The organism is Rhodococcus sp. OK302 (assembly GCF_002245895.1).
GTDB lineage: Bacteria > Actinomycetota > Actinomycetes > Mycobacteriales > Mycobacteriaceae > Rhodococcus_F.
In genome coordinates this window covers 2071084-2087848 of record NZ_NPJZ01000001.1, presented here as the reverse complement: position 1 = coordinate 2087848, position 16765 = coordinate 2071084, and the positions used below count along the sequence as shown (strand labels likewise).

Sequence of the window (16765 nt, the reverse complement as noted above, 5' to 3'; positions counted from 1 at the left end):
GCCAAGCCTACCGACCACACCGAACCAACTAGACCAGGACAGGCTCGGACTCCGGCACTGGGGACGGAGCCTTCTTCATTCCTGCGACCACGCACAGCGTAATTCCGACGGCAATCCAGCACGCCAGCACCAGAATTGGCTTCGCCGCACCATGGCCGTCGAAGAACGCCAGAGAACGAACCGCAGCACCAGCAGCACCCGGCGGGAGCAGCTGCCCGAAGGCGCCCCAGCCTGCCGGCAGCCACGCGCCCGTGGTTGCCATTCCGGAAAGCGGGTTGGCCACGAACATCATCAGAACGGCCCCGAGCCCGAACCCCTTCATACCCAGCAAGGACTCGAGACCCAGAATGGTCAGGGAGATCGCGGAAATTCCCAGTGCGAGTGCCAATGAGGTGAGGACATAGTTGCCGTCCAGGCTGTGGGTACCGAACTGCAGGATGGCCGTCAAGGCAAAGCCTGCGACTACCGCGATACCGGCGGCGCCGGACACCCGCTTGCCGATACTGCGCGGAAACAGTTGCACCAGAACGATAGCGGGCATCATGCCGCCGAAGACGAGCGGCAAGGCGAGAGCGGTGAGCCCTGCGCCGGCCGGGTCGTCCTTCGTCAGAGGAACTACGTCTTCGACAACCACCTCGGTCCCGGAAGCTTCAGACAATGCACTCGCCACGCCGGTCAGTGTTTGAGCAATGGGTGCACCTCCGGCGGTAGCGATCAACATTCGTGGACCATTCGCATCCACGACAATTCCGCCGACCACCTCCCGGTTCCGGATTGCGTCGCGAACAGCGTCAGCGTCAGCGAACTGGTCGAACGCGAATGCACCAGGCTTGTTCTCGCCTAGCGACGCCGTGATCTGCGTCGTCGCCGGAGCAGGACCTGCGATTCCCAGCTTCAATTCGTGCGCGCCACTATTGACCGAAGGCAAGACAAACGCCAGGAGCATGAGGCCGATGACGGCGGAGAGGCCGAGCACCACGGCCAGTAGCTTCTTGCCGTCCTTCGGATCGGAGACAGTCTCCATGAATAACCCCTTCATAAGTGGAGGATTTCCCTCCGGCTCTTGTGGAAGATATTCCTCCGGTTATGATGGGTTGTCAATACCGGAGGTGGAAATGAGAGCCGATGCGCTCGAACGCAGGAATGCGATAGTCGGAGCCGCGCGCGCGGTGTTCACACAGCGTGGGCACGACGCGCCGCTCGACGCCGTTGCCGAACTCGCACATGTTGGCATCGCCACGCTCTACCGAAATTTTCCGACGCGCGAGGAACTGGTGACGGCCGTTGCCGTCGCGACGCTCACCGACGCCCGAGAAGCCGCCGAAACCGCACTCGCGGGAATGCCAACCGATCCGAGTCTGGCCTGGCAGAGCTTGGTGGACCGACTCGTAGAGCTGAAGTTGGGCGCGCTCATCCCGGCACTGGTCGAGCGTAGTTTCGCGGAGTTCCCTCCGGAGGTTCTCGAGGCCCGCGAACTGACCAAAACTCAGATGACCGCCGCAATCCGCGCCGCACAATCCGCCGGACTCGTCCGGCCTGACCTGCACCCCTTCGAGTTCGTCCTGGCTCTGGCCCGGCTGACCCGCCCCCACCCCGAACTGTCGGACGAGGCGATACCGAACCTCGTTCCACGGCTGGTTGCCATATTCGTGGCAGGCCTACGACCGGACGGCACCGACTTGCCGATCTGATAAACAAAACTGCCATTCCTGGCAGGGCACAATGGGACGGTGACCGACACACCGCTCATTCTCGTGGTCGACGACGACCCCGACGTCCGCACCTCGCTCGAACGGGGGCTGCGCCTTTCGGGGTTCTCGGTCCTGACCGCTGTCGACGGCGCAGACGCCCTCCGAGTGATCGCGAACAAGCACCCGGACGCGGTAGTTCTCGATATCAACATGCCCGTCCTCGACGGCACCGGTGTGGTGACGGCATTGCGCGCGGCCGGCAACGAGATACCCATCTGCGTGCTCAGCGCCAGAAACTCCGTCGACGACAGGATTGCCGGACTGGAATCCGGTGCCGACGATTACATGGTCAAACCGTTTGTCCTCGCCGAATTGGTCGCGCGCGTCCGCGCAATGCTGAGGCGGAGCAACGCCCCTGCCGGCGACCACTCCGGAGGCACTAACACCCTGCGCATCGGAAACCTCGACATCGACCTCTCCGGTCGACGGGTTCGCATCGACGGCAACGAAGTACCTCTGACCAAGCGCGAATTCGAATTGCTCGAAGTCCTGGCCCACAACTCGGGAATCGTCCTGACCCGCGAACGCCTCCTCGAACTCGTGTGGGGGTACGACTTCGTGGCGGACACCAACGTCGTCGACGTGTTCATCGGGTACCTTCGCCGAAAATTCGAGTCCGGCGGATCGCCTCGCCTGCTCCACACCGTCCGCGGCGTCGGATTTGTTCTTCGGGAGAACCCGTGAAGCGGCGGCGCTTCTCACTGCGAATCCGCGTCGCTGCCGCCGCAGCGCTGGGGGCGACGTTCATCGTTCTTGCACTCGGCGTTGTCGTTGCACTCGCGATCGCGCGAAACAATCTCGCGCAGTTGGATCGTCGACTCGAGACCGCGTCGACGGTTGTCGTGGCCAACGCCGCCACCGCAGGTCCGTTCCTCGGCGCTTTCGGCGATGCTGGTGCGTTCTCTGTGACCATCCGCAACGACACTGACGGCAAGGTCATGTCCAGTACCCCCACCAGGCTCCCGGCTCTGCCGGTGGGTTCGGAAACCGTCGAGGTTGACGGAACCATGTATCGCGCCTACACCGCCGAAGCTGATGGAATCAATGCTCTTGTCTCTCTGGCAGTTCCCTACGCGGAGGCCCGCGACATCACTGTCGATCAGCAAAAGCAGGTGGCATTGTTCGGGCTGGGTGCTGTGGCCGCTGCGGCCGCGCTGGGCTGGCTGTTCGGCGGACCGGCAGTGCGTCCACTCGTTGAATTGACACGCCGGATCGCCCGACGCGACCCTGACCTCGCCACCCAGGTCTCCGGCATTCGAGAAGCGGATGAGCTTGCGGCAGCCGCAGAATCGATGCTCAGGGACGTTGCCAGCGCACAGGCAGCCACGACGTCGGCTTTGGCCACAGCTCGAGATTTCGCCTCGGCAGCAGCACACGAACTCCGAACGCCGTTGACGGCCATGCGCACTGACATCGAAGTGCTGTCCATCCATGATCTGGATCAGTCACAAAGACACGAAATTCTGGTCGATCTCGCGCGCGCCCAAGGACGAGTGGAATCGACATTGCGCGACCTCGAGCGGCTAGCCAAGGGCGAGTTGTCCACGGCCGAGGATTTCAAGGACACCGATCTGATCGAAGTGTGCGATATTGCCGCCGACGAAGCGCAACGCCTCCATCCGAATCTGCGGGTGAGTGTCGAAACCACCGATTCGCCTCTGCCCTACCGCATTCACGCATTGCCGGGTGGCATCCGGTTGATCCTCGACAATGCCATCACCAATGCCGTGCGGCATGGCGGCGCCACCGAAGTGCGGATCACCCTGGGATGCCGTCCCGGCCCGCCCGCGACATTCACCATCACCATCGACGACAACGGGTCCGGCATTCCCGAAGGCGAGCGCGAGGCAGTGTTCGAGCGGTTCACCCGCGGCTCGACTGCCGGTAAATCCGGCTCAGGGCTGGGGCTGGCGCTGGTCGCTCAGCAAGCCTTCCTCCACGGCGGCAGCACCTCGCTTCACGACAGCCCGTTGGGCGGAGCACGTTTGTCTGTCGAACTCCGAGATGCGCCCGCGCAGAACTGAACCCAAGGTAGGAACGATGTCCGAACCCTATGTCGCGCAGCCTGATCGCTACGAGACCATGCCCTACCGTCGCACCGGCCGAAGCGGATTGAAACTACCCGCTATTTCGCTGGGACTGTGGCACAACTTCGGTGACGACGTTCCGATCGACCGCCAACGAGCAGTGCTACGACGCGCATTCGATCTCGGTATCACTCATTTCGACCTGGCCAACAACTACGGCCCGCCGTACGGCAGTGCCGAAACCAACTTCGGACGAATACTGCGGGAGGACTTCGCGTCGTATCGTGACGAGTTGATCATCTCGTCCAAGGCCGGCTGGGACATGTGGCCAGGCCCTTACGGTTTCGGTGGCTCCCGCAAATATCTGCTCTCGTCACTCGACCAGTCGCTGGGCCGGCTGGGCATCGACTACGTCGATATCTTCTACAGCCACCGCCCCGATGCGGAGACGCCGATCGAAGAAACTGCCGGAGCCCTCATCAGCGCCGTCCAGCAGGGCAAAGCGCTGTACGCCGGGATCAGCTCGTATTCTCCACAGCGCACCCGCGCCATCGCCGCCTTGCTTGACGCGGCCGGCGTTCCGCTACTCATTCACCAGCCGAGTTACTCGATGCTGAACCGCTGGATCGAGCAGGATCTGCTGAGTACGGTCGACGAACTCGGAGTCGGTGTGATTGCGTTCTCGCCCTTGGCGCAGGGGATGCTCACGGACAGATATCTGAACGGGATACCCGAGAATTCTCGTGCAGCACAGGGAAAATCATTGGATCCGTCGTGGCTCAGCGACGACGCACTCGAACACATCCGCGCCTTGGACGCTATCGCGAAAAGTCGAGGTCAATCGTTGGCGCAACTCGCGTTGAGTTGGGCATTGCGCGATCCGCGTGTCACCTCGGTGCTGATCGGGGCATCCAGCGTCGCGCAACTCGAGTCGAACGTCGGCGCACTGGACAACCTCGAGTTCAGTTCCGCCGAACTGGCCTCCATCGATCAGCATGCCCGCGACAGCGGCATCAATCTGTGGGCGGAGGCCAGTTCGATCTGAACCATCACAATCCGTGCGACTGCTAAATGCTCGGCAAAACCACGTTGACGTGCTCGCCCTCTTCGAAGATTGCGGAGGCCGGTCCCACGATCAAGGGATCCGGGGTTCCCACAAGCTTGTGATCCTTGTTGGGGTATTCGAAACTGGCGAGCACGTGACGCATCGCTTCGAGCCGTGCCCGCTTCTTGTCATTGCTCTTGATCACGGTCCACGGAGCGTCTCCTGTGTCCGTGTAGAAGAACATCGCTTCTTTGGCCTGGGTGTAGTCGTCCCACTTATCAAGGGAGGCAAGGTCTGTGGGTGACAGCTTCCACTGACGCACCGGATCTGTTCGGCGGGCGGCAAATCGCGCTAACTGCTCTTCTCGACTGACCGAGAACCACAATTTGTGCAGGTGAATCCCGGAGTTGACGAGCATCCGCTCGAATTCCGGTGCCTCACGCATGAATTCGAGATACTGGGTCGGGGTGCAATATCCCATCACGCGCTCGACGCCGGCGCGGTTGTACCAAGACCTGTCCATCATGACGATCTCGCCGCCGCTGGGCAGGTGCGCGACATACCGCTGGAAATACCACTGCGTACGCTCGATGTCCGTCGGCTTCTCGAGGGCGACGACGCGTGCCCCGCGAGGGTTGAGATGCTCGGTGAAACGCTTGATCGAGCCACCCTTGCCGGCCGCGTCGCGGCCTTCGAAGATGATCAGAACTTTCTGACCGGTGTCCTTGACCCACAGTTGCAGTTTGAGTAGTTCGATCTGAAGCCGACGCTTCTTCCGCTCGTACTCACGGCGCGACATCTTCTTCTCGTACGGATAGCCCTGTCTCCAGGCATCCGCGAATTCAGCAGATTCCAGCCCGCCAAGTTTGGCCGTCAGACTCGCGATCTCGTCGATCTCCTGCGCGTAGTCCTCGGTCACGGAAATTCTGGTTGCGGTAAGTGGCAGGTCAGGAACCCTTCCGTCCACACCATTCGACTCTGGACTCATAAAATGTGCGCTCCTTACCGTTGAGCATCCGGAATGTGAATTTTACGCGCTCCTGTCCGGACACGTACGATCTCTGCGGCAATTACCATCACGCCCGCAACCGACACGTCCTTGCATCGCAGCGCACCGATGCACGCACGGTACTTTGATTCGAGGTAGCCACGACGGCTGCCGCTCGAGCACGAGAGAGTTCTGAAAACATATGCGCGTTGACGGACGGGACATCCCGGTAACGGGAAGCCTTCTGCCGCCGCTGCAACGCAGAACCAGCGACATCATGCGTGTGGCCGTCGCTGCTGTACTCATGGGCGGTGTGATCGCCGGTTCATTGATTACACGCAGCCAGTGGGACGCTCTCGAGACGTCCGTTTCGAACATCGTCGGCGTTCTCTCCCCCAGCCTGTCGGACACCGTCTACCTTCTGTACGGCATCGCGATCCTGGCACTGCCGTTCGCGATTCTCATCGGACTGATTGTGGGTCGACGGTGGAAGCTGCTCGCGGGATACGCCGCCGCCGGGCTGATCGCGCTCGTAGCGCTGTCCTTCACCGGTACCGGACTCGCAGCCCCGAAATGGCATCTCGACGTACCTGACCGCCTTGACGCCACCTTCCTCTCACAGTTCCTCGACGACCCCCGCTGGATCGCGATGCTGGCCGCTGTTCTGACCGTATCGGGTCCATGGCTGCCCAAGAAGTGGCGTCGCGCCTGGTGGACCCTGCTCCTGCTGTTCGCCCCGATCCACCTTGTGGTCAGTGCGATCGTGCCGGCGAGGTCGATGCTCGGACTGTCCGTCGGTTACCTCATCGGTGCCGTGATCGTGCTCGTCGTCGGCACTCCGGGTCTCGAGGTTCCGTTGGATTCCGCGGTCCGGGTGCTGTCGAAACGCGGCTTCCGTGTCACGGCTTTCCGCGTGGTCAGCCCGTCGGGCATCGGCCCTCTCGTCCTGTCCGCGGCGATCGATCAATCCCCGGACGGCGAACTGTGCGACGCGTTGACCGTCGAACTGTACGGACAGAATCAGAGAAGCAGCGGGGCGATCCGCCAGACCTTCCGCTGGATCTCCTTCCGCAATCGTGAAACTCCCCCGCCCCACGGATCACTGCGCCGCGCCGTCGAACATCGCGCGTTGATGGGAATCGCCTTCGCCGATATCGGGCTCGCCAGCTCCAAAGCCGTCGCGATCTCGGTACTCGACCGCGGCTGGCAAATGTACGCGCGTCCCTCGCCACGCGGAATCCCCCTCTCCGTCGCCGCCCAGGAGCACAAGACCGAGGACCTCGACGCCGAAGGTGAGTCCTCGAAACTTATCGACGCACTGTGGCAGACACTGCACACCGCCCACATCCATCAGATGGCCCACGGCGACCTCCGCGCATCCGAGATCCACGTCGACGGCGGAACGGTCCTCTTCGGCGGTTACGCGTATTCCGAGTTCGGCGCCACCGAAGTGCAGATGCAGTCGGACAACGCACAACTTCTCCTGACGACTGCATCACTGTTCGGTGTCGATCAGGCAGTGGAGACGGCCATCCGAATTCAAGGCGCAGAAACCATTCTCGGGGCCAGTGGCCGGTTGACAACCGCGGCGATGCCGAACCGTATCCGCCGGGGAATCCCGGACTCCACCCCGCTGATGACCGAGATCCGCGACGAGGTCGGCGCCAAGAACGGCATCGAGAAAATCGCCCCCGCGCAGGTCACACGATTCAGCCGGAATCAGATCATCCAGTTGGTGCTGCTCATCGGATTGGTCTACGTCGCGTACCCATTCCTCAGCCAGGTACCGGCCTTCATCACCGAACTCAACACCGCAAACTGGTGGTGGGCACTCCTGGGACTTGCCGTCTCGGCACTGACCTACGTCGGCGCCGCAGCGGCCCTCTGGGCCTGCGCATCATCCATGGTCAGTTACCGACACCTCCTGATCATGCAGGTAGCCAACACATTTGCAGCGACGACGACGCCCGCCGGCGTCGGCGGCTTGGCACTCAGCGTCCGCTTCCTGCAAAAGGGCGGACTGGGCACCGTCCGAGCGACCGCAGCCGTTGCCCTGCAACAAACCGTTCAGGTAGTCACCCATGTCGGTCTGCTCATCTTCTTCTCGATCGTCGCCGGCCGAGACACCAATCTGTCGCACTTCATTCCGGGTTCGACGGTGCTCTACCTCATCGGCGGCATCGCACTGGGAATCCTGGGCGCCTTCATGTTCATTCCCAAACTCCGGCAATGGCTCAACAACGATCTCCGGCCACAGGTCACCGAAGTCCTCGGAGAGCTGAGCCAGTTGGCGCGCAACCCCACTCGATTCCTCATCATCGTCGGTGGAAGTGCCGCAACAACTCTCGGCGCAGCCCTCGCATTGTGGGCAAGCGTCGAAGCGTTCGGCGGCGGAACAACGTTCATTACCGTCACCATCGTTACCATGATCGGTGGAACTCTCGCGTCGGCCGCACCGACGCCCGGTGGTGTCGGCGCCGTCGAGGCCGCCCTCATCGGTGGACTGACTGCTTTCGGGCTGCCGCCGAGCATCGCAGTTCCGTCGGTGTTGCTCTACCGAGTACTGACGTGCTGGCTGCCCGTCTTCTGTGGCTGGCCGACTCTGCGGTGGCTGCAGAAAAACGACATGGTGTGATGCCGAAAACCCGTCGGTGACGAACACTTTCCAGCATGGAGGTCAGGAAAAACCACCGGAGCCTGATCGCCACCTGATCCATCGAGACGTCACACCGTCCTTCGGGATCGATGCACCAACTGTTCGACGCCGTCGAGAAGCAAGCCGAGCGAGAAGCCGAAGTCGATGTCTTCGGATTCTTCGGCAGCAGGCTCGTCTTCGAGCCCACCTTCTGCTATCACAGCACTCAGGTGGGGGAAATCTTCACGATTTACGACACGTGCAATGACGGCCTGGTACGCCGCTTCGTCGGCAACAGTTTGTGCGGCCAGATCTACGACAAAACGAGCACGGCCGATCACGAACAGCGAAACGTTGGTGATCACTTGAAACTTCGACGCCGCAGTCAGTTCCACACCCGCCAAGGCGCCCAATCCAGCGTCCAACCAGGCCATGTTGTTGGGTCCGGTCGGCGGAGCAGTGATCGGTAACTTCAGCCACCACGGCCGACTCACCATCATTGCGTATTCCTGATTTGCCCACGCCTCCAACTGAACTCGCCACGACGCATCCTTGGGAAGTACTGGCGGAGGTCCGACTACTCGATCCGAAATCAGTTCGAGCAGTTCGTCTTTGCTCGACACGTATCGATAGAGCGACATCGTGGTAAATCCGAGCGATTTGGCGACCCTGCCCATCGACAGGGCTGTAACGCCCTCGGCATCAGCAAGTTCGATCGCAGTGTCAAGAATTTGTTCGAGACTGAGACCGCGTTTGGGACCGCGCGTGCCCGGCTGGTCCAGACCCCAGGCCAACTCCACAACTTTCGGTAACGCGCCGTCGTCGCCGGTGTCCATACCGTCCCATCTCTTCGCTCTTGCCATCATCCTAGAACTGTGTACGCTATAAACACGAGTTTATGGTGTACACAGTTCTCTACCGGAGGTTCAGATGCCAACAAAAGTCCCCGCAATCTCAGCCCGCGGAATCCGTAAGCGCTACGGCGACCAGCACGTACTCGACGGACTCGACCTGTCAGTACCCTCCGGATCCGTCTACGCCCTACTCGGAGCAAACGGAGCCGGAAAGACCACGGCAGTCAAAATTCTCACAACCCTCATCCCGTTCGACTCCGGCGACATCACCGTCGCGGGACATTCACTTCGCGACGATCCTCAGAACGTTCGCCGACGGATAAGCGTCACCGGCCAGTACGCAGCGGTCGACACTCTGCTCACCGGAACCGAGAATCTGGTATTGCTCGGCGAGCTGAATCACCTGGGCCGGAAGGGTTCCCGACACCGCGCCGACGAATTGCTCCAACAATTCGACCTCACGGAATTCGGAGGCAAGCGTGCAGGCGAATACTCCGGCGGCATGCTCAGACGACTCGACATTGCAATGAGCCTGGTCGCGCAACCGGAGATTGTTTTTCTCGACGAACCCACGACGGGCTTGGATCCGCGCAGTCGCCACGAAATGTGGTCCATCGTCAGAACGCTCACGAAGTCGGGTGTCACAATCTTCCTGACCACCCAATACCTCGACGAGGCAGACGAGTTGGCAGACACCGTCGGCGTATTGAACGGCGGCCGACTGGTCGCCGAGGGAACACCGGACGAACTCAAACGGCTGGTTCCTGGTGGACACGTGGCGCTGCAATTCGAAAATCCGGCGCAACTCGACTACGCCGCAACAGTATTCCCCTACGCACACAAATCACCCGAAACTTTGACCCTGCAGATCCCGTCGGACGGGGCCGTGTCGTCGATCAGAACAATCCTCGACTCCATCGACGACCCAACGGTCACCGTCGAAAAATTCTCCGTGCACACACCCGACCTCGACGACGTGTTCTTCGCCTTGACCGCTCAATCCGAGATTGCGAGTGTCCGATGACAACAACAGCTACCACCGATTCCGCGGTGATGCTCCGGCGAAATCTCAAACATGTTCTACGCAGCCCGGATTCGATGATCACGGCAATAGCGCTACCGGTCATACTCATGCTGCTCTTCGTGTACGTGTTCGGCGGAGCCATCAACACCGGCAGCGAGTACATCGACTACGTAGTTCCCGGAATCATTCTGCTGTGCGCAGGTTTCGGCGCATCCACCACGGCGGTGAGCGTCTCGAGCGACATGAAGGACGGAATCATCGATCGCTTCCGGACCTTGGCGATCGCGCCGTCGTCGGTCCTGACCGGGCACGTGCTCGCCAGCGTCGTCCGCAACATTCTGACCACGGCAATCGTGATCGTAGTCGCCCTGATCATGGGATTTCGCCCAACCAGCGATCCACTGCGCTGGCTCGCTGTCGCCGGCGTGATTATCGCGTTCGTCTTCGCGATGTCATATCTTTCGACAGCACTGGGCCTCGTGGCCAAAAATCCTGAAGCCGCCGGCGGATTCACCTTCGCCATCATGTTTCTGCCCTACGTCAGCACCGCCTTCGTCCCCGCAGAATCCATGCCGTCCTGGCTTCAGGGATTTGCGCGGCATCAACCGGTCACACCGATCATCGAGACGGTGCGTGGGCTCCTGATGGGGACACCGATCGGAAACAGCGCCGTCATCGCACTCGCGTGGTGCCTGGGAATCGCGGTCATGGGATTTGTGTGGGCGAACTGGCTCTACCGACGCAAGACTACGAGTTGACCCGAGACCCGCGCGCGACCGGAGCCTAGACGCGTCTCCGGATCGCAGCGGCCAATTGGTCCACGGTCGGGTAGCCCTTCAACCCGTCCTCCGTCGGATAGACGCGACACGCCAAGTCGGTAACTCTGTCAGCGTCAGGGAAGGCGTCGACACCATCGATCAGAATCGTCGGCGATCCCGCGAACGGTACCGCCGCTGCCTCGTCATCGGTGGCCAGCAACCGGTACGACACTGCGACGTCGACCAGGCCGACCTCCGCCAACGCTTCCTTCACTCGTACACCGGCTTCGTCGGAGTTCGGGCACTGATCCACATACAAAATCTCGATGTCCATACCGTCATTATCGCCACTGCGACAAAAGAAGCGTCCTGCCCGACCAGACGGTCGAGCAGGACGCTTCTTGAAAATCTGTACCAGCGGTACTGCGACTTACTTGGCGTTGAGCAGATCGATCACGAACACCAAGGTCTTGCCGGAAAGCTGGTGGCCGGCCCCGGCCGGGCCGTAGGCGAGCTCCGGCGGGATGGTGAGCTGACGGCGTCCGCCGACCTTCATGCCGGGAATGCCGTCCTGCCAACCCTTGATCAGACCGCGGAGCGGGAACTGAATGGACTCGCCGCGGCTCCAGGAAGAGTCGAACTCTTCGCCGGATTCGAATTCGACACCGACGTAGTGAACGTCGACGGTGCCACCGGGAACGGCTTCGGTGCCTTCTCCGACAACCAGATCCTTGATGACCAGATCGGTAGGCGCGGGGCCTTCCTGGAATTCAATTACGGGCTTGCTACTCATGATGTCCTCCTGAACTACGATCCGGACAGGTCCGGGTGTCGAGGCGAAATTGTTTTGGTGAGTGAAACTAGCGGAAAGTCATGTCGCCAGTAGCGCGTTAGCGGGACGTCATGTCGCCAATAGCGCGTTAGCGGGACGTCATGTCTTTGTAGTCACGCTCGGTGTAGCCGGTGTAAATCTGACGAGGGCGGCCGATCTTGGTGGCCGGATCCTCGTGCATTTCACGCCAGTGTGCGATCCACCCGGGCAGACGGCCCATGGCGAAGAGCACGGTGAACATGCGCGGAGGGAAGCCCATCGCGCGGTAGATCAGACCTGTGTAGAAGTCCACGTTCGGGTACAGCTTGCGCTCGATGAAGTAGTCGTCGGTGAGAGCCGCTTCTTCGAGTTGCATTGCGATGTTGAGCAATTCGTCGTCGCCGCCGAGCTTGCCCAGGATGTTGTGCGCGGTCTCGCGGACCAGCGCAGCGCGCGGGTCGTAGTTGCGGTAGACGCGATGCCCGAAGCCCATGAGCTTCACGCCGTCTTCCTTGTTCTTGACCTTGCGGACGAACTCGGCTGCGGTGCTTCCGTTGGCCTTGATCTCGTCGAGCATCTCGAGCACGGCCTGGTTTGCGCCGCCGTGCAGCGGGCCCCAGAGTGCGTTGATACCGGCAGAGACCGACGTGAACATGTTGGCGTCGGAGGAACCGACCATGCGCACGGTGGAGGTGGAGCAGTTCTGCTCGTGGTCTGCGTGCAGGACCAGCAGCATGTCGAGTGCCTTGGCGACCTCGGGATCACCCTGGTACGGCTCGGCCGGGAAGCCGAACGTCATGCGCATGAAGTTCTCGACCAGGCTCAACGAGTTGTCCGGGTAGAGGAACGGCTGTCCGACGGACTTCTTGTACGCGTATGCCGCGATGGTCGGCAGCTTCGCAAGAAGACGGATGGTGGAAAGCTCCACCTGCTCCGGATCCTCGGGGTCCAGGGAATCCTGGTAGTACGCCGAGAGCGCATTGACTGCAGAGGACAGAACCGGCATCGGGTGTGCGTTGCGCGGGAAGCCGTCGAAGAACCGCTTGAGGTCCTCGTGCAGGAGCGTGTGGCGACGGATGCGGTCCGTGAAGGACTCGAGCTGGACCTCGGTGGGAAGCTCACCGTAGATCAGCAGGTAGCTGACCTCCATGAACGTCGACTTACCGGCCAACTGCTCGATGGGGTATCCGCGGTAACGCAGGATGCCCTTCTCGCCGTCGATGTAGGTGATTGCGGAACTGGTGGATGCAGTGTTCACAAAGCCGGGGTCAAGGGTGGTGTACCCCGTATTGGCCAGCAGCTTTCCCAGTTCGATGCCGTCATTGCCCTCGGTTGCCCTGGCAATGGACATCGTGTGCTCACCACCGGGGTAAGTAAGCGTGGGCTTTGTGTCATTGTCAGCGGGCACGAAGGATCCCTCTCAAGCTCAAACCAACGAGTAACTTCATACGATTCAACTAGAAACTAGTCGCACCGAACAAAACATGCCGAGGGAGGGTAGCTCCGCGAAGGATTTCAGCCCTCGATGAGTTAGACATATCCCCCGAAACTGAAACAAGTTTCATCGACTGGGGCGCGGACGCACGCGATCCGATGTTCACACTCGAAAACCTACCGTGAACTGCCCATTTGCCGACGGGTTGTCGTTTTGCACCACATCGGCCCGCCGTGAAACCCGCTTCACAGCCGAACTGCGTTCAACAACTCACCTCCATCGGGGTCGTCCACAGCTTCGTTACGCGCTCCCAGCATTTGGGATTGGAATCACAACGCGCGGATCCCCCACGTGCCCGTCCATGTCTTCCCCGGCCCGAGAACCAACATGTCGATTCCCGAATTGAAGGCGTCGGGTGGGCACGTCATCGGCTCGAGAGCCAACGCCCGTCCACGATCCGGATAACCCTTGTCGTTTGCGGGATCTGCGATGAACGCCTGAATCCAGGGGAACTCACGCGTCGTCCACAGCGCCGTCCCGGTGCCGTCGGGTGCGAGCAACTCGTGCTGCGTGCGTCCGCTGCCGTCGCCGACGTCCAACGCGCTGTACGGCGTATCCAACTGCACACCTTCGAGCGAACGCGGCGTCCGGAAATCGAAATCCGTGCCCGCAACAGGCTGCGAATACGCGTTGGGCAGCAACCGCTGCGGATCGATCGGCAACCGCGTCCCCGCAGCCAGATGGAGAGAACATTCGTCGAGCGGAAAATCGCCGGCCCGGATGAACGTGTGCATTCCCAGTCCGAACGGAGACGGCGTCGCGCCCTTGTTGGTCGCAGTGTGTGTCACGGTCAAGCCGCTCTCGTCCACCGCGTAGACGATCGTCAACTGCAACGGGTAGGGCCAACCCTTGTGTAATCCCACGTCGACGGACAATTCGACGCGACTGTACGTGTGGTTGACCAGACTCCAATTGCGTCGACGAACGAACCCGTGGCTGGCATTCCCCAAAGCCGGTTCCGTGATCTCGAGCTGATGTTCGATACCGTCGAACATGAAGTGGCCGTCACGGATCCGATTGGGCCAGGGCGCCAGCACCAGTCCGGCGGACAACGGCGGTTTCGAACCGAGCTCCCAGGTTTCGGTGAGCGCACGACGCCCTGACGGACCGTCGTGATCGAGCAATCGCAATCCGGCTCCCGCCGCCGCGATCTCAGCCCGATAGCCGCCACCACGGATCTCGAACCCACCTCTACCCGTGCTGTGCGGTTGCGTCATGGACTTAAGTTTCCACCACGAACCGTCCGCAAACCAGGACGTCAGGCGGCGCGTCCCACCTTGTACCGAACGAACGTCGGGAAGGCGATTGCCGCCACAACGACCCCGACAACCACCAGAACGCCACCGCCGGCCGCCGCCACCCCCGTTCCGAACAGGAAAGCCGCACCGCCGTGCAGGACGTCACCGATACGCGGGCCACCCGCCACAACGACGATGAAGACGCCCTGAAGCCGACCCCGCATGTCGTCCGTCGCAACTTGCTGGAGCATCGTGCTGCGGAAGGCTGCAGACACCATGTCGACGGCACCGCCGAATGCCAGGAATGCCACCGCTGCCCACAGATAAATCGCGCTGGAGCTCGGACTCGCGAAGTACACGGCCACACCGAATCCGATCATCGACAATCCCCACAAGACGATGCAGACCAGAATTGCCTTGCCCTGGTATTGAACTCGTGGCAACCACCCGGAGAAGACGCCGCCGAGTACGGCACCCGCCGACATCGCCGCGAACAGCAGTCCCAGAGCAAAACCGCCCTCGGGTGGGCCGCCGAAGGTTTCTTCCGCAATCTCCGGGAACAACGCCCGGGACATGCCGAACACCATGGCGATGATGTCGACGACAAAGGACGCGAGCAGCACCTTCTGTGTCGCGAGATAGGAAAACCCACTCAGGACTTCTCGGAAACCTGCGCGCTTCGACGTTCCGGTCGGCGGTATCGACGGGAGCTTCCACACGGCCCACAACGTGGCCAGCAGAAAGATCGAGTCCAGCAGGTACAGCAGAGCCAGACCGGCCGTCGGAATGAGCACACCCGCCAACAGCGGCCCGGCGATCGCACCGAACTGCACCACAGTCATGTTCAGTGAGTTCGCAGCCGGCAACTGCGCTCCCGGAATCAATCGCGGAATGATCGCGGCCCGAGTCGGCTGGTTGACCGCGAAAAACGCCTGTTGCACCGCGAACAGTGTGAGAACCAGCCAGACGTTGTTCACGTTCAGAGCAGCTTGAATCCAGAACAGCACCGACGTGACACCAAGGCCGATCGAACTGATCATCAACAGCCGTCGACGATCCATCACGTCGGCGAGGGCGCCACCCCACAACCCGAAAATGATCAGGGGAACAAGACCGAAGATTCCCGTCAAACCCACATAGCCGGAACTGCCGGTGATGACGTACACCTGCTGCGGGACTGCGACCACACTGAGTTGGGCGCCGATAACCGTGACGATTCCGGCGGTCCACAACCGTCGATAATCAGGATTCTCGAGCGGAGTCGTGTCCGCGAGAACACTCTTCACGGCTGGAGTCGAACTGCGGACCACCGACCGTCGACGACGGCAGTTCGGACCCGATTGTGCATGCGGTTGGCGCGGCCCTGCCAAAATTCGACGATCTCGGGGCGAATCAGGATCCCGCCCCAATGCGGTGGCACCGGAATCTCACCGTCGACGCCGAAGCGCGCAGCGACTTCACGGAGTTGTTCGTCCAACGCGGCCCGCGATTCGACGGGTTGTGATTGCGACGACGCCCAGGCCCCGAGCTGAGACCCCCGCGGCCGGGTGCGCCAATACTCTTGTGTCACTTGCTCACTCACATGCTCGGCCGCGCCTCGCACGATGACCTGCCGGGCGAGCGTCAGCCAGGTGAAATTCACCGACGCAAAGGGGTGGGCGTCGATCTGACGCGCTTTGTCGGAGCGATAGTTCGTGAAGAACAGAACCCCGGCTTCGGACAAGCCCTTACAGAGAACCGTCCGGGACGTCGGGTGCCCGTGCTCGTCGAGAGTGGACAGTGTCATCGCGTTCGGTTCTGGCGCCTCGGCCTCGACGGCGTCCTGCAGCCACTGACGCATGAGCGGAAGCCAGCCGTCCTCGACCTGACTCACATCCAATTCGACGCTCATCCGATCGTGCACAGCCTCTGATTCACTGCCAGGTTGCGGATACCCCACCCGCATCGCAGCCAGTTCGTTGTTCACTACCACCGGGTCCTGACGTTCCTTCGACACAGCCCAGAACGCTACTCCCGGGTACTCACCGGTCACCGGCCGTGCGGCACCCGCTAAAGTTTGCCGTGGCTAGACCCGATTCGAATCGCAGGCCGCATCAGCGACCGCAGCTGAATCGGGACGAGAAGATTGCGCAAGACAAC

The 16765-nt window shown here is 61.4% G+C and carries 16 protein-coding genes; 7 read left to right on the top strand and 9 right to left on the bottom strand.

Annotated features, from left to right (window positions below; translation table 11 throughout):
* Positions 1–28: 28 nt before the first annotated feature.
* Positions 29–1024 (bottom strand): hypothetical protein, encoded by a 996-nt coding sequence (locus BDB13_RS09715; RefSeq protein WP_094271453.1) that lies wholly within the window; start codon positions 1022–1024, stop codon positions 29–31.
* 91 nt (positions 1025–1115) lie between these two features.
* Between BDB13_RS09715 and BDB13_RS09710 the strand changes: the two genes are divergently transcribed.
* From BDB13_RS09710 to mgrA, 4 genes are read left to right on the top strand one after another with little or no spacing between them, the layout of a single operon-like run.
* Positions 1116–1691 (top strand): TetR/AcrR family transcriptional regulator, encoded by a 576-nt coding sequence (locus BDB13_RS09710; protein WP_094271452.1) that lies wholly within the window; start codon positions 1116–1118, stop codon positions 1689–1691.
* 39 nt (positions 1692–1730) lie between these two features.
* The gene (locus BDB13_RS09705; RefSeq protein WP_094271451.1) at positions 1731–2435 is read left to right on the top strand and encodes a response regulator transcription factor; all 705 of its coding nucleotides are present in this window, start codon (positions 1731–1733) and stop codon (positions 2433–2435) included.
* Positions 2432–3775, top strand: coding sequence for a sensor histidine kinase (locus BDB13_RS09700; protein WP_094271450.1), 1344 nt, complete (start codon positions 2432–2434; stop codon positions 3773–3775). Before BDB13_RS09705 ends, BDB13_RS09700 begins: the two co-directional genes overlap by 4 nt.
* Before the next feature lie 16 nt (positions 3776–3791).
* Positions 3792–4823 (top strand): L-glyceraldehyde 3-phosphate reductase, encoded by a 1032-nt coding sequence (mgrA, locus tag BDB13_RS09695; RefSeq protein ID WP_094274808.1) that lies wholly within the window; start codon positions 3792–3794, stop codon positions 4821–4823.
* Between the two features lie 22 nt (positions 4824–4845).
* Here the strand turns inward: mgrA and ppk2 are convergent, their stop codons facing one another.
* Complete coding sequence (gene ppk2, locus BDB13_RS09690) at positions 4846–5811, bottom strand: polyphosphate kinase 2 (protein WP_254922774.1); 966 nt, start codon at positions 5809–5811, stop codon at positions 4846–4848.
* A 202-nt stretch (positions 5812–6013) separates the two neighbouring features.
* Here ppk2 and BDB13_RS09685 point away from each other — a divergent pair, with 202 nt between their 5' ends.
* The gene (locus BDB13_RS09685) at positions 6014–8446 is read left to right on the top strand and encodes a lysylphosphatidylglycerol synthase transmembrane domain-containing protein (RefSeq protein WP_094271449.1); all 2433 of its coding nucleotides are present in this window, start codon (positions 6014–6016) and stop codon (positions 8444–8446) included.
* An 89-nt stretch (positions 8447–8535) separates the two neighbouring features.
* On the opposite strand, the gene BDB13_RS09680 is transcribed toward BDB13_RS09685, so the two are convergent.
* Positions 8536–9312, bottom strand: coding sequence for a TetR/AcrR family transcriptional regulator (locus BDB13_RS09680; RefSeq protein WP_254922773.1), 777 nt, complete (start codon positions 9310–9312; stop codon positions 8536–8538).
* Positions 9313–9376: 64 nt separating this feature from the next.
* On the opposite strand from BDB13_RS09680, the gene BDB13_RS09675 reads away from it, so the two are divergent.
* Together BDB13_RS09675 and BDB13_RS09670 are read left to right on the top strand one after the other, a co-directional pair.
* Positions 9377–10324 (top strand): ATP-binding cassette domain-containing protein, encoded by a 948-nt coding sequence (locus BDB13_RS09675; RefSeq protein ID WP_094271447.1) that lies wholly within the window; start codon positions 9377–9379, stop codon positions 10322–10324.
* A complete protein-coding gene (locus tag BDB13_RS09670; protein WP_094271446.1) occupies positions 10321–11082 on the top strand; it encodes an ABC transporter permease in 762 nt (253 codons plus the stop codon). Before BDB13_RS09675 ends, BDB13_RS09670 begins: the two co-directional genes overlap by 4 nt.
* Before the next feature lie 25 nt (positions 11083–11107).
* Here the strand turns inward: BDB13_RS09670 and BDB13_RS09665 are convergent, their stop codons facing one another.
* From BDB13_RS09665 to pdxH, 6 genes are all read right to left on the bottom strand, one after another.
* Positions 11108–11416, bottom strand: a complete 309-nt coding sequence (locus tag BDB13_RS09665; RefSeq protein WP_094271445.1) for an alkylmercury lyase — start codon at positions 11414–11416, stop codon at positions 11108–11110.
* A 96-nt stretch (positions 11417–11512) separates the two neighbouring features.
* Positions 11513–11875: an FKBP-type peptidyl-prolyl cis-trans isomerase gene (locus BDB13_RS09660; RefSeq protein ID WP_094271444.1), complete on the bottom strand. Its 363-nt coding sequence runs from the start codon at positions 11873–11875 to the stop codon at positions 11513–11515.
* Between the two features lie 127 nt (positions 11876–12002).
* Positions 12003–13301 carry a citrate synthase gene (locus BDB13_RS09655; RefSeq protein ID WP_094271443.1) on the bottom strand — a complete coding sequence of 433 codons (1299 nt, stop codon included), beginning with the start codon at positions 13299–13301 and terminating at the stop codon, positions 12003–12005.
* A 356-nt stretch (positions 13302–13657) separates the two neighbouring features.
* Entirely contained in the window at positions 13658–14605 is a 948-nt protein-coding gene (locus BDB13_RS09650; protein ID WP_094271442.1) for an aldose 1-epimerase family protein, read from the bottom strand.
* Between the two features lie 41 nt (positions 14606–14646).
* Positions 14647–15912: an MFS transporter gene (locus BDB13_RS09645; RefSeq protein ID WP_094271441.1), complete on the bottom strand. Its 1266-nt coding sequence runs from the start codon at positions 15910–15912 to the stop codon at positions 14647–14649.
* Entirely contained in the window at positions 15909–16622 is a 714-nt protein-coding gene (pdxH, locus tag BDB13_RS09640; RefSeq protein ID WP_094274806.1) for a pyridoxamine 5'-phosphate oxidase, read from the bottom strand. Before pdxH ends, BDB13_RS09645 begins: the two co-directional genes overlap by 4 nt.
* Between the last annotated feature and the right edge of the window lie 143 nt (positions 16623–16765).